Annotated in this window: 13 protein-coding genes; 3 read left to right on the top strand and 10 right to left on the bottom strand. The window is 41.8% G+C overall.

Going from position 1 to position 13,246, the window contains the following annotated elements:
• Window positions 1-117: 117 nt before the first annotated feature.
• Window positions 118-1,695 carry a CPBP family intramembrane glutamic endopeptidase gene (locus LC605_RS00260; protein WP_229545576.1) on the bottom strand — a complete coding sequence of 526 codons (1,578 nt, stop codon included), beginning with the start codon at window positions 1,693-1,695 and terminating at the stop codon, window positions 118-120.
• Between the two features lie 112 nt (window positions 1,696-1,807).
• On the opposite strand from LC605_RS00260, the gene LC605_RS00255 reads away from it, so the two are divergent.
• On the top strand, window positions 1,808-2,506 hold the full coding sequence (locus LC605_RS00255; RefSeq protein ID WP_229545575.1) for a Uma2 family endonuclease: 699 nt from the start codon (window positions 1,808-1,810) through the stop codon (window positions 2,504-2,506).
• A 36-nt stretch (window positions 2,507-2,542) separates the two neighbouring features.
• Here the strand turns inward: LC605_RS00255 and LC605_RS00250 are convergent, their stop codons facing one another.
• The 8 genes from LC605_RS00250 to sufB all read right to left on the bottom strand — a co-directional run bounded on the left by LC605_RS00250 (window position 2,543) and on the right by sufB (window position 10,267).
• On the bottom strand, window positions 2,543-2,764 hold the full coding sequence (locus tag LC605_RS00250; protein WP_229545574.1) for an addiction module protein: 222 nt from the start codon (window positions 2,762-2,764) through the stop codon (window positions 2,543-2,545).
• A gap of 287 nt (window positions 2,765-3,051) precedes the next feature.
• Entirely contained in the window at window positions 3,052-3,684 is a 633-nt protein-coding gene (locus LC605_RS00245; protein ID WP_229545573.1) for a Uma2 family endonuclease, read from the bottom strand.
• Window positions 3,685-3,734: 50 nt separating this feature from the next.
• Complete coding sequence (locus tag LC605_RS00240) at window positions 3,735-4,367, bottom strand: Uma2 family endonuclease (protein WP_229545572.1); 633 nt, start codon at window positions 4,365-4,367, stop codon at window positions 3,735-3,737.
• Between the two features lie 155 nt (window positions 4,368-4,522).
• Window positions 4,523-5,131 carry a hypothetical protein gene (locus LC605_RS00235; protein ID WP_229545571.1) on the bottom strand — a complete coding sequence of 203 codons (609 nt, stop codon included), beginning with the start codon at window positions 5,129-5,131 and terminating at the stop codon, window positions 4,523-4,525.
• A 103-nt stretch (window positions 5,132-5,234) separates the two neighbouring features.
• Complete coding sequence (locus LC605_RS00230) at window positions 5,235-6,497, bottom strand: cysteine desulfurase (RefSeq protein WP_229545570.1); 1,263 nt, start codon at window positions 6,495-6,497, stop codon at window positions 5,235-5,237.
• A gap of 42 nt (window positions 6,498-6,539) precedes the next feature.
• Window positions 6,540-7,928: a Fe-S cluster assembly protein SufD gene (gene sufD / locus LC605_RS00225; RefSeq protein ID WP_229545569.1), complete on the bottom strand. Its 1,389-nt coding sequence runs from the start codon at window positions 7,926-7,928 to the stop codon at window positions 6,540-6,542.
• A complete protein-coding gene (sufC, locus tag LC605_RS00220; protein WP_229545568.1) occupies window positions 7,928-8,719 on the bottom strand; it encodes a Fe-S cluster assembly ATPase SufC in 792 nt (263 codons plus the stop codon). The genes sufD and sufC overlap by 1 nt, the downstream gene beginning before the upstream one ends.
• 108 nt (window positions 8,720-8,827) lie before the next feature.
• Window positions 8,828-10,267: a Fe-S cluster assembly protein SufB gene (gene sufB, locus LC605_RS00215; protein WP_229545567.1), complete on the bottom strand. Its 1,440-nt coding sequence runs from the start codon at window positions 10,265-10,267 to the stop codon at window positions 8,828-8,830.
• Between the two features lie 242 nt (window positions 10,268-10,509).
• On the opposite strand from sufB, the gene sufR reads away from it, so the two are divergent.
• A complete protein-coding gene (gene sufR, locus LC605_RS00210) occupies window positions 10,510-11,193 on the top strand; it encodes an iron-sulfur cluster biosynthesis transcriptional regulator SufR (RefSeq protein ID WP_229545566.1) in 684 nt (227 codons plus the stop codon).
• A gap of 65 nt (window positions 11,194-11,258) precedes the next feature.
• Window positions 11,259-11,519, top strand: coding sequence for a hypothetical protein (locus tag LC605_RS00205; protein WP_229545565.1), 261 nt, complete (start codon window positions 11,259-11,261; stop codon window positions 11,517-11,519).
• A gap of 502 nt (window positions 11,520-12,021) precedes the next feature.
• On the opposite strand, the gene LC605_RS00200 is transcribed toward LC605_RS00205, so the two are convergent.
• The gene (locus LC605_RS00200) at window positions 12,022-12,654 is read right to left on the bottom strand and encodes a hypothetical protein (RefSeq protein ID WP_229545564.1); all 633 of its coding nucleotides are present in this window, start codon (window positions 12,652-12,654) and stop codon (window positions 12,022-12,024) included.
• Window positions 12,655-13,246: the final 592 nt, after the last annotated feature.

Below are 13,246 nucleotides of genomic sequence, written 5' to 3'. Positions count from 1 at the left end.
ATGACAGCTAAAAATGGTTCGGGAAGACAATTAAAATAATTCGTAATTCGTAAATTGTTTCTACTTATGGAGATAAAAACAGATATTTCTGTTTTAAGCAACCGTACGTAGCAAGCATTAATTACTACCTAAAATAAATAAGCTTAACAGTGTACCACTATTCCAGAGGCTATGGAGGAGCATAGGAGCCAGAAGGTTGCGCGATCGCGTGTAAACTACTCCTAAGACAACCCCCAAGGCGGTGAGGGGAAGAATTTCTGACAAGCTGAGGTGAGCGATCGCAAACAACAAACTACTGATCAGAATTGATCCCCACACGGGTAAGTAACGAGTCAGAGAGGGTAACAAAAAGCCGCGAAACAGAATTTCTTCAAAAAATGGAGCGGCGATCGCAGCTGTAGAGAAAAATATGCCAAGTGCTACAGCATCTTGGCTTTCTAGGGCTAGTTGCAACAGGGGATTACTCCCACCTTGTCCTTGCCATAGCTGTTGATTGATCAAAGATACCACCACAACTATAGGTAAAGCCGTGCAATAGCCTCCTAGTCCCCAGAAAAACCAGTTATCTTGAAAACGGAAGCGAAACCAAAATTGCGGTAGTGGAAAAAAGGGCTTGAGAGAGAAATACAGCACTAACAGCGCCCCTAATGCTACCAACAGGTAACTAACCAAAACAGAAAACGCCTGAAGTCGCACATCGACGATGGGACGCGGGATGGGTAGCAGCGATATCACTAAGGGCACAAAAAGTTGCCCCATAAAGAAAAAGCCGACAATAAAAACCTGCAAAACCGTTTCACCATCCCAAGGTGTTGACCAAGGAATATCAGCATTTTGAGCTAGTAATGAGGTTTTTCCTTTCAACAAGCGTTGAGCAAATAAGAAAATCAGCAGTATTAAACCAATTAAAGCTGCCAAGGTGGGAATAGTGCCAATAACCGCTAATTTTAACACTGCTTGAGCAGAAGATTCTTGTTGTGCAGCTTTAACTGCTGATAAAGCATCTTGTCGTTGTTGGAGTTGGTATAACTGAACCAAAGCAGTAGAGCGAAACCAACCTTCTAAATTCTTTTGAATCGCTTCTTGGGGATTTGGGAGGATACGGGAAGGATTGCTCCACAGTCCACTTAATACAGCAGCAGTTTGTCCAAATTCTGGATTAATATCTGAGCGTTGTTGTAATTCGTTCCAAGTTTTGAGGGCTGTATCCGTCTGTCCTTGCTGTGCTTGCAAAATTCCCAGGCGCAAGTCTAACTCAGCCAGTAATTTTTGTAATTGCTTGAGGGACTTCTCTAACTCTTGGTGCTGTCCGCGTCGAGAGGTTTTAGTAGTGGGAGGAACGTCCGGTAAAGGTTTGGGAGGTGTGGGAGTTATTTCCGATTGAGAGCGTAATTGTGCAAGTTTGTTGTTAACTTTGTCTAAATTAGCTTGAACTGATTGACGCGCCTCCTGATACTGCTTTGTAGCGCCCTCCAGGGGTTGCTCACCAAGTATTGCTTCCCGAATCGCCTGGAGATTGCGATCGCTGCTATCTTCTGATTGCCAAGCTTGGGCTTGGAGAGCAATATTGGTTTGGTAGAGTTCCAGGCGACTTTGAAACTGAGGTTCTTGCCAACTACTGAATAAAGCCGAAACTGCAAACAGAACTGCTATGGGCGTCAGTATAAAAACTAAAATTAACCGCTTGAGTGTCATCTATCCCTCTTTTACTAACCAGTGGAGAGCGCGTCCCCCTTGGGAATTATCGCAAGAAAAAGTCAGAGGTGGATAGATATCATCAATATTATAAGTTTGCCTCACACCCATCATGTTAAATTACAACCCATTGCACTGCTTACCCTCCGCCGAGGATCTGCCCGATTCTGACGATGAACCTGTGGATAATCAACTACAACATTTGATTCCGGGCTTGCTAGAAGCCATTTTAGCTTGGCTGTGGGCAAACCGGATGGATTGGTTTTTTGGGGTTGATATGGGCATATATTATGATCCCGAATTACCGCCAATTGTGCCTGATGGATTTTTAAGTTTAGGAGTTGAGCGAGTTTTTGATGAGAACTTGCGTTTAAGTTATGTGTTGTGGGAAGAAAAAGTGATGCCAATTATGGCTTTAGAAGTTGTTTCTCACAGACGACGTGGAGAATACACCAACAAAAAGAAACTTTATGCGGATATGGAGATTTTGTATTATGTTGTCTACAATCCTCAACGCCGGAGAAAACCACCTTTAGAAGTTTATCGCTTTGTAAATGGTGAATATGTATTGCAACCAGGAAATCTCCTTTGGTTATCAGAGATAGGTTTAGCAATTGGTTATGAACGGGGAACCTATCAGGGAATTACGCGGGATTGGTTGTATTGGTATGACAAACAAGGAGTCAGATATTTAACACCAGAAGAACGGGCTACAGCAGCCGAAGAACGCGCTACGACTGCGGAACAACGCGCTCAACGGCTGGCAAAAGAATTGCGGAGGTTGGGGATAGATCCAGATTCTTTGAGTTAATTTTGTGGGGTGCGATCGCTTTGATTAACTGATAGTTCATTCAGATAAACCTAGTCTTTCCTTGACAGATTGCCAGGTTGAACCTTGGTTTGGGTTTTGGCGATGCATCTCCAAGCGTCTATCTAATTCTTGTTTTTGCTCATCGTTAAGAGGAATTTCATCGGCTGTGGGAAGAATACTGTTCCATAAGTCCTCGACAAGCTGTATACGTTCAGATACACTTAGTTCGGAAATATCTACTTTTAATATGGGGTGCATGGTTGTTGTTAATGTACTTGCTCAATATAATCTTATTTTTAGGCTCTATACCAGTTAACATTTGCTATGCTAATAGCGTTGAGCAAGAAGAATTTTGTAAACGTCTTTCTCCAAGTACAGTTAGAAGATTAAATTAATAGATACAAGCTTTTAATAGTTTTTATAATAATTACTAAGGTGGCACAAATCGACCTTATTTACTAAGCGAATATTCTCATAACAAAGTAATCTTTTATTCATATTTTAATGTTTTCGTAGAGTCTTTCCAGTACAAATAATTCACCAATCTACCCTATCTTCCCCCTCACCCAAGCGCGAAAGGATTTCAGTAAGGCAATTTCACCCATACTTTTACTCTGCTCAATAAATCGGCTTATCTCACTCACTGATACTATAGAAAAGGCAAGACTAAACTTACACTCGACATATTCCCCCTCTATCAATTGATAAAATTTTAAATTTTGTCCATCATATCTCCAAAGTTCAGTTACACCCAACGCTGAATAAATCCGCAATTTGTTAACTGAACTACTGGTAATGTCAATCTCAATTGCTAAGTCAGGCGGCGGATCATTTTCTAAATCTAAAGTTTGCTTACCCCTAATAGCTAGTTCATTCTGGATATAGTAGCAAGTATCTGGCTCTATTCCCCGCTTTGATATTTTCCGCTTCAATGTTGTTGAACCAGCACTTCTCACTTCAATCCCTAATTCTTCAGCCAAAGCAATAATAAAATTCCCAAAATTACTTTTGGGGTTTTCATGTTCAAAAAGTGGGGTCATAATTTCTAAAACACCGCAGTCATAAGCAAACCGAGAACCTCTATCTTCACCTGTATCTCTCAGCAAGGCTTCAAAGGTTTCCCAGCTAACGTTGTGTAAGACTGTTCTTTGTTCAGCAAGCGTTGACTTGACAAGCATATAAAATAATTCGTTATTCGTAATTCGTAATTCGTAATTAATTTATGATTTTAAGCTATCTTTCCACGCACCCAAGCGCGGAAGGATTCTACTAAATCAATTTCATCCATAGTTTTACTTTGCTGGATAAATCTCTTCATATCACTAACAGAAATTAAAGGAAAAGCTATACTCAACTTAATCTCAGTATACTCGTCTTCTACTAATTGATAAAATTTTAAAACTTTACCGTCATATCTCCATAATTCTCCTACACCTAAAGCCGCATAAATATTAAATTTATTAACAGAACTGTTAGTAATATCAATTTCAACGGCTAAATCCGGTGCTGGGTCTGTTGTCAAATCTAATTCTTGCTTACCTCTAATTAGTGGCTCATTTTGAATATAATAGCAACTATCGGGTTCTATTCCCTTTGTTATTGGTTGACGTTTTAATGTTGTAGAACCAGCACTTCTAATTTTAGTTTTTAATTCCACTGCTAAAGCGAATATCAATCGGTCAAACTGAATTTTAGGATTTTCGTGTTCAAAAAGTGGAGTCATGATTTCTAAAACACCGCAGTCATAAGCAAATCTTGAGCCTCTGTCCTCACCTGTATCTCTCAGCAAGGCTTCAAAGGTTTCCCAGCGAATGTTCTGTAGCACTGTTCTTTGTTCAGCAGACGTTGACTTGACAAGCATATAAAATAATTCGTAATTCGTAATACCTCGACTTCTCTACGAGACGCTACGCGTAGCTTGCTTCCCCGCAGGGGTACGCTCGGCACAAGTTCGTAATTAAGATTTGTAACGGTATTTGGATTCTGTCACAAAACTTATCAAATCCCTAGAATTAGTTAAAATACTTCTTCTGTGAGGATGTTAGATAAAATTCCGACAATTTTACCTATGTCATTAATATAATACTCGCTCAAGTCAATTTCAATCACTTGGCCTATAAGTTTCAAAAACTTCCAGTTAGTTCCTGTGGTGACAGTTCCATAAATTGTCTGAATGTTATTACCCTCACGTTCATTAAACAATTTAGCTGCTAACATTTCTGCTACACACTGACCTAATCCGGCATTGATATTTTCTTTTTTAGCTTCTACAATTGTGACAACTGGCGCGTTAAGAATTAGTAACTCTGGTGAACGGCTAATAAGAAAATCGCAATTTCCATTTAAACCTTGTGCGGAATCAACAGTAAAATCGATACCAGAAAATAAACTTATTTGATTATTTAAATATTTCCTTACAGCAATTAAAATAGGTGCAATAATCATCTCTGAACGGGATTTTTCAGTATTACTAGCAAGCGCTAATGGTACATTTTCCCGCAGTACTTCTGTAAGTAATGGTGGACACTCTACTTCATGTACAGATGCAAATATATCAATTTTATCAGCAATCGTTAAACCAAAGGTTTTTCTAACTCTATCTAAAGTAAAGTCACTGTATGACACTTTAGTTGCTCCTGTAAAAAATCCAGATAATTAAATTGTGCCAATTATTAGCAAGATATGTTGCTGATAATTGGCACAATTAGTGTCTGAATATTTTCTAATTTTAAGCAAGGAAACCTGCAAAAAACTCCAGAGTCTCTTTCAGTGCTTTGATGAAAATATCAATTTCCTTGCGGGTGTTGTAGAAAGATAGACTTGCTCGTGCGGTTGCAGCAAGACCTAAATAACGGTGTAATGGTTGAGTACAGTGGTGTCCAGAACGAATTGCAACGCCTTCTTGATCTAATAATGTAGATAAGTCGTTAGCGTGGACTTCTCCGACGGTGAATGATGCAAGAGCTGCTCTACCTTCCCCTTTAGCATTTGGTTTGGGGCCGTAAATTCTAATTTGGGGAATTTGCTCTAATTGTTGGAACAAATAAGCCGTTAATTCTGCTTCGTAGGCGTGAATTTTATCCATGCCGATACTGCTAAGATAATCTATGGCAGCACCAAGTGCGATCGCTTCTCCAATTGCAGGTGTCCCAGCTTCAAATTTGTGCGGTAATTCTGCATAAGTAGAATGATCTAAATACACCTCTGCAATCATCTCACCACCACCAAAAAATGGGGGCATTGATTCTAGCAATTCCAACTTACCATACAAAAATCCAATCCCAGTTGGGGCGCACATCTTATGGCCAGAAGCTACCAACCAATCACAATCTATTTGCTGTACATCTACAGGCACATGAGGGACACTTTGACAAGCATCAACTAAGAATTTAGCACCATATTTGTGAGCGATCGCACCAATTTCTTCTACGGGATTAATACAACCCAAAGTATTAGAAATATGCACCACCGACACCAATTTAGTTTTGTCAGAAATCAGCATTTTAAACTGTGACAAATCAAAAATTTCTTCTGGTGTCAGTTCCACAAACTTCAGTATTGCACCAGTTTTTTGGGCTACCAATTGCCAAGGTACAATATTACTGTGGTGTTCCATCACCGACAGGATAATTTCATCCCCAGGCTGCAAATTGTTCATACCCCAACTGTAAGCTACGAGGTTAATCGCCTCAGTTGCGTTGCGGGTGTAGACGATTTCCTGACGCGATGCAGCATTAATGAATTTGGCAACTTTATCTCTAGCACCTTCATAAGCATCAGTAGCTTTAGCACTTAGCGTATGGGCACCTCGATGCACATTAGAATTATATTGCTCGTAGTAATTGCGTAGGGTATTTAACACCAACAAAGGCTTTTGGGATGTCGCAGCATTATCAAGATAAACCAGGGGTTTCTCGTTTACTTCTTGGTGCAAAATTGGGAAGTCAGCGCGAACTTGATCAGCAAGGGTTTTGGTAGAGGTGAAAGTCATTGGTAGATTAGTTATTAGTTATTAGTCATTTGTCATTAGTCATTAGTCATTAGTCAGGGACTTGAGATTATTAACTGTGTTTAAAAGGATTTCTCGCAGAGAGGGAACTGGTATTTGGTTGATGATTTCGGCGGCGAAGGCGTTAATTAACAACTTACGAGCATCATTTTCATCAATTCCTCGACTTTGCAGATAGAATATTTCGTCATCTTCCAATTGGCTAACGGTAGCACCGTGAGCGCATTTGACATTATCAGCAGTAATTTCCAATTGGGGTTTAGTATCAACCCTGGCTTTAGACGATAGCAGTAAATTTCGATTCAACTGGGCTGCATCTGTCAACTGCGCCGGCTTAGGAACCAAAACTTTACCATTGAACACCGCATGAGCGCGATCGCCTACAATACACTTATGCAATTGCTTACTCGTACCGTGAGGATAATTAAGTGCGATCGCACTGTGAGTATCAGCCAACTGCTTACCAGAAATGATCGTCAAACCATTGAGAGTAGTTTCCGTCTGCTCACCAGTTTGCAAAATCTCCAAATTATGCCGTGACAACTTCCCACCTAAAGTTATGGCATGACTTGTATATCGACTATCACGAGATTGAGCGATCGCAGTCTTCCCAATATGAAAAGCCTCCCCACCTTCCCACTCAACCCTAGTGTGACTCACCTCAGCATTATCACCCACCCAAACTTCCGTAACCGCATTAGTAAAATACACTCCCTCATTCTCTGCGCTCTCTGCGCCTCTGCGGTTCGTATACTCCTCAACCAACCTCACCTGCGAACCACCTTCCGCCACCACCAAACAACGCGGCTGCGAAATCGTCGCCCTCTCACCAGAAATAAACACCAAATGAATTGGCGTTTCAACCACCACATTCTTCTTCACCCACACCACAGCAGCATCAGTTATTCCAGCCGTATTCAGAGCAGTAAAAACCTCCTGCGCTCCCTCAGCGTGAGCTAAATACTGGCGTACACCCTCCTGCTCAACCGCAGACAAACCAGCCAAATTACTCACCACAATACCAGATGGCAAATCTGAAACTGCGGATAACTCCGGTGCAAAAACGCCATTAACAAATACCAAACGACTATTAGCCGCTTCTGGCAAAATATCAAATTGTAGAGACGTTGCATGCAGAGACGTTGCATGCAACGTCTCTACATCATTAAATTGCAGCTTTCGCAGAGACGACAAATCAGTAAACCGCCATTCCTCTTCGCCGGTAGTGGGGATAGTCGAGTGACGTACCCAATTAGCAGCACTTTGGCGTAATTCCTGCAACCAACCTTCTGCTTTCGTTGCAGTTACTTGATTTAACAACCCAGTCAGATAATCATCTCTATCCAACAGAGTCGATGTCAAACTGACTAAATTGGAATTAGGAATTGGACTAGGAGATACTTGAATACTCATTACACACCCACCTCAGCAGCAGCAAATTCTTCCAGCACCCAGTCATAACCGCGAGACTCTAACTCCAGCGCCAGTTCCTTACCGCCACTGGTAATAATTTGCCCCTGTGCCATCACATGGACAAAATCAGGCACAATATAATCAAGTAATCGCTGATAGTGAGTAATTAAAATTGTGGCATTTTCTGGACTTGCCAGTTGATTTACCCCATTCGCCACAATTCTGAGCGCGTCAATATCCAAACCCGAATCAGTTTCATCGAGAATTCCCAACTTTGGTTCCAGCAGCGCCATTTGCAGAATTTCATTCCGCTTCTTCTCACCACCAGAAAACCCTTCATTCAAACTTCGACTGAGAAAACTGGGATTCATCTTCACCACATCCAGCTTTTCCTCAATCAAATCGTCAAAATCAAAAGCGTCTATTTCCTCCAAACCTTGCGCTTTCCGTCGAGAATTGTACGCCACCCGCAAAAAATCCAAATTACTCACACCCGGAATTTCTAACGGATACTGAAACGCCAAAAACACACCACTTCTAGCCCGTTCCTCCGCCTCCAACTCCAGCAGATTTCGCCCCTGAAAAATCACCTCACCACCAGTCACCTCATAGGCCGGATGTCCAGCCAACACCTTAGAAAAAGTACTCTTACCAGAACCATTCGGCCCCATAATCGCATGAATTTCACCCGATCGCACCTCCAGATTCACACCCTTAAGAATCGGTGTCCCATCAACATTAGCCGTCAGATTCCTTACCGACAGCACAACTTCACTATTTTCAATAATCATCTTCTCTCCCTTCTCTTTCTTTGCGCTCTCTGCGCCCTTTGCGGTTCGTTATTCTTCCTAAAGATAAACACAGAACGCCTATATATCTATGTTTATCCTTACTTCCACCTATCCAACACTACCTTCCAACTTCAAACTCAACAACTTATCAGCTTCCACAGCAAACTCCATCGGTAGCTGATTAAAAACATCCTTACAGAAACCGCTAATCATCATCGAAATAGCATCTTCCGAAGAAATACCCCGTTGAGCAAAGTAAAACAACTGATCCTCCCCAATCTTAGAAGTAGAAGCTTCATGCTCCACCTTCGCAGCCTTATTTTGCACCTGAATATAAGGGAAAGTATTCGCATGGGCATTATCTCCAATCAGCATTGAGTCACACTGAGAATAATTTCTCGCCCCAATCGCCGTCGGATTCACTTTCACCAAACCCCGGTAGCTATTACTAGATTTACCTGCGGAGATTCCTTTAGAAATAATTGTACTGCGGGTATTCTTACCAACGTGAATCATCTTACTACCCGTATCAGCTTGCTGCATATGATTGGTCAGCGCCACCGAGTAGAACTCACCCACAGAATTATCACCCACCAACACACAGCTAGGATATTTCCAAGTAATTGCCGAACCTGTTTCTACTTGAGTCCAGGAAATCTTGGAATTTACGCCCTGACACAAACCGCGCTTGGTGACAAAGTTGTAAATACCGCCTTTACCGTTAGCATCTCCAGCGTACCAGTTTTGGACAGTGGAGTATTTAATTTCAGCATTGTCCAGAGCAACGAGTTCCACAACTGCGGCGTGCAACTGGTTGCTATCATACATAGGTGCGGTGCAACCTTCCAGGTAAGAAACATAACTACCTTCCTCGGCGACAATCAAAGTCCGCTCAAATTGTCCCGTGTCACCAGAGTTGATGCGGAAGTAAGTAGACAGTTCCATTGGGCATTTTACACCTTTAGGAATATAGACAAAAGAACCATCGCTAAATACGGCAGCATTCAAGGCCGCAAAATAATTGTCAGCGATGGGAACAACGCTACCCAGGTATTTTTTGATTAGTTCTGGGTGTTCCTGCAACGCTTCCGAAAACGAACAGAAAATAACACCATCTTCCGCTAACTTTTCTTTAAATGTAGTAGCGACAGAGACGCTATCGAAAATCGCATCGACAGCAACATTTGCCAGTCGCTTCTGTTCAGATAGGGAAATGCCTAACTTTTCAAAGGTTTCTAAAAGGGTTGGATCAACTTCGTCCAAGCTATTGAGCTTTTTTTTCTGCTGTTTCGGCGCTGAGTAGTAAATGATATCCTGATAATTAATTGGCGGATACTTGACATTGGGCCAAGTTGGCTCCGTCATTTTTTGCCACTGGCGATAAGCTCTGAGGCGAAAGTCCAACATGAACTGTGGCTCGTTCTTCTTAGAGGAGATCAAGCGGATAACGTCCTCGTCTAGTCCACGCTCAATTGTGTCGGCTTCAATATCGGTGACAAAGCCGTACTTGTAGGGTTGGTTGACTAAGGTTTTGACAGTGGCACTCATCAGTAATAATCTCTCGTGTTCAGAACTCTTTTAGGATGGGAGGCGGGCTTTTCTCTAGCCGATTTCCATCTCCGGTTACGGAATGGTTGCACGGCTGCTAGAATAGTGGTGGAGACTAAAACAACTTCATTGTTGTTTTAATTATCTTCATTTTACGCTAAATTAACAACAACAATGTTGTCAAAGTCCAATTTTCAAAAAAATTTTTGTGACGTTCGCTGAACGTCTCGCACCAAATGAAGATGGCGACTACCTACCAGTCCTCAACCAAGCAAGATATCCTAGAGTATCTGCACAAACACGAAAAAGCAACGGCTTTGGAGCTAGCTGAAGTTTTAGACGTTACCCCCCAAGCGATCCGTCGCCATCTTAAAGATTTGGAGACGGAGGAGCTAGTTTTGTATTCATCAGCATTACAGGCGGCGGGGATGGGGCGTCCGCAGCATCTTTATGAATTGAGTCGTCAAGGACGCGATCGCCTGCATCGCACAGTGAGCGATCGCTTTGGTGATGGCCACGGCAATTTTGCGGTTTCGTTGCTAGACACCTTAGCCGAAACGGTGGGACACGATCAATTTAAATCGATTTTAGAGAAACAGTGGCAGCGCAAAGCTCTAGAATACCGCGATCGCGTCGGTAATGGCTCACTGCCAGAACGGGTAGCCAACTTAGTAGAGTTAAGAAAAGCGGAAGGCTTCATGGCGGAGTATTACCCGGCCGATGTGAATGACTCCTTTGAGAGCGATCGCTTTATCTTAATGGAGCATAACTGCGCCATTTCTAACGTTGCTGAGTCTTTTCCTAGTATCTGTGGTCACGAATTAGAAATGTTTGCAGCCGTATTACCCGATTGTACCGTAGAACGCACCCACTGGATTATTGATGGCGAACACCGTTGTGGCTATTTAGTACAAATTCGCAAGTAGAAGTTTCATTTTGTCTTTTTTTAATGTCCAATGCCTAATGCCCAAGTGAGTTTGAAATAGCGTTTATGGACGTACTACCACAGCAACCATCAGCACAATTTTTAACCTTGGAAGAGTCAGCAAAAGTAGACGCGGCTTTGTTGTCTTCCTCAGAAAAGTTTTTAACAAGATTGACAATTTCATCACTGAAGCTTTTAAAGCATATTGCTCAAGAGTACGGAATTGCTATTGAAGATTTGACAGCACAGCAAGTAATTGCTTGGTTTGAAAAAGATGGTAAAATTCGACGTGAGCAGGGAATTGAAAGTTCATATTTGAAATGGTGAATTAGGGATATAAACCTCATCTAAGTTGAGAACCGTAGTTTTCGCCCTCACCCTAAATCCCTCTCCCAGATCTGGGACAGGGATTTTGAAATTCTAGCTCCCCGAATCCCATATCTGGGCAATACGGTTCGGTTAAGACTAAAAATAAAAATGTGTAGGTTGGGTTGAGCGTAAGCGAAACCCAACAAAGACAGCACTTACGCAAAATAATCAAAAAACGAACCGCATTCGCGCAGCGTCTCCCTCTGGGAGAAGGACACAAAGGAATAAGAGTTTCAGAAAGTTATTGCGTAAGTCCTAAAAGAGAAAGAAAATGTTGGGTTTCGTTCCTCAAACGCCACGTGCTTCAAGTCGGGGAACCCGCAAGGGCGCTGTGGCTCCCCAACCTACGAATATTCTTAATCGAAGATTATTCAAGAGCCAGTCGTACAAAATTCGTTCTGAATTCTGACTCCTGACTCCTGAATTCTGCTTGATAACATTTGATTTTTCAAACAATTATTTAAGGATTGTAATTGTTAGCACGAGGACTGCGAGCGCCAGCTACGGCTCCTATCATTGCAGCTACTAAACCCAACAAAGAACCAAACACAAACCACCACAATCCAGAACGTAAGTTAGCTGCCGTTTCACGAGCTTGTTGGGTGCTGATGTTTGCTTGTGGTACATTAATACCACCTTGCTGTTGTACCTGGTTTATGACTTCCCCAGCGTTGGAAGCAGCAACACCAAAAGCACCCGATACTCCACTTGCTAAAAGCCATGAGCTAACTGCCAAAGTCGTTGCCCAAAGAATTGCGCCGTTAAGAAGAGCTGTATTGCGGTTCATCGGCCCACAAGCACGGGCTGTAACCCAACCACCAGTAAATAAGGAAATTAGTAAAGCGACAGTTGACCAAAGTCCCGCATTACCCGCAGCGTTAGAGGCAATTGCTCTAGGCGCAGCTGAACCTGCAACTGTACCAGCTGCGATCGCACCAATTATAGAACTCAAAATTAATTGTGTAGCTAAAGAAACTAACAAACCAGCAATAATCGGCCCCCAGCGAACACGATCATGATATTCAGCTACTCGACCTGTTACTACAGTGTCAGTAGGAATAACGTCATTACCTGTCCGATTTACGTATGACATCGCTTATGTTCTCCACTGCTTTTTCAGCAAAGTTCCTGCTCAGGTATATTCATGTTTATACCTATAATTAAATAACTAAACCATATGCTTTAATATCTATCAATAGAAAGAGTTAATTACTCTATCTTTAGTTAGAAAAAATAGACTTTATTTGGCAACTTTTTAATACAGTTTATGATTTATTTAGAATCTCAATAATTATTTATAAATTCTTATTTTGAAAGTTTGTAAATTAAAATTAAATTATTAACTTCCACAACAAACCAGCTTTAGTAGTGTATGCAATTAAACTTAAAACAAGACTAAATTACGAATTACGTTAACGTCACGTAAAGCAAGTCCGCGCTGGCGGAACCTCTCGTAGAGAGCGTCATTACTTCCCTTGTGCCGAGGGAAGTCAAGGTAATACTGCGTAGGTTTTGGCAAAAAAATAAAAAATGTGTAGGTTGGGTTGAGGAACGAAACCCAACCGAAGAGCGTGATTTGTTGGGTTTCGCATTGGCTCAACCCAACCTACAAATATTATTAACCGAGTAGTATTGGTGTTGGCGTAGCGTCTCGTAGTAAGGACTTTAGTCCTCATTTGAGGGCT

Origin of the sequence: Nostoc sp. CHAB 5836 (genome assembly GCF_020829445.1) — a bacterium.
Classification (GTDB): Bacteria; Cyanobacteriota; Cyanobacteriia; order Cyanobacteriales; family Nostocaceae; genus Nostoc.
Note: the sequence above shows the minus strand (reverse complement) of the source record. Positions and strands in the feature narration are given on the sequence as shown.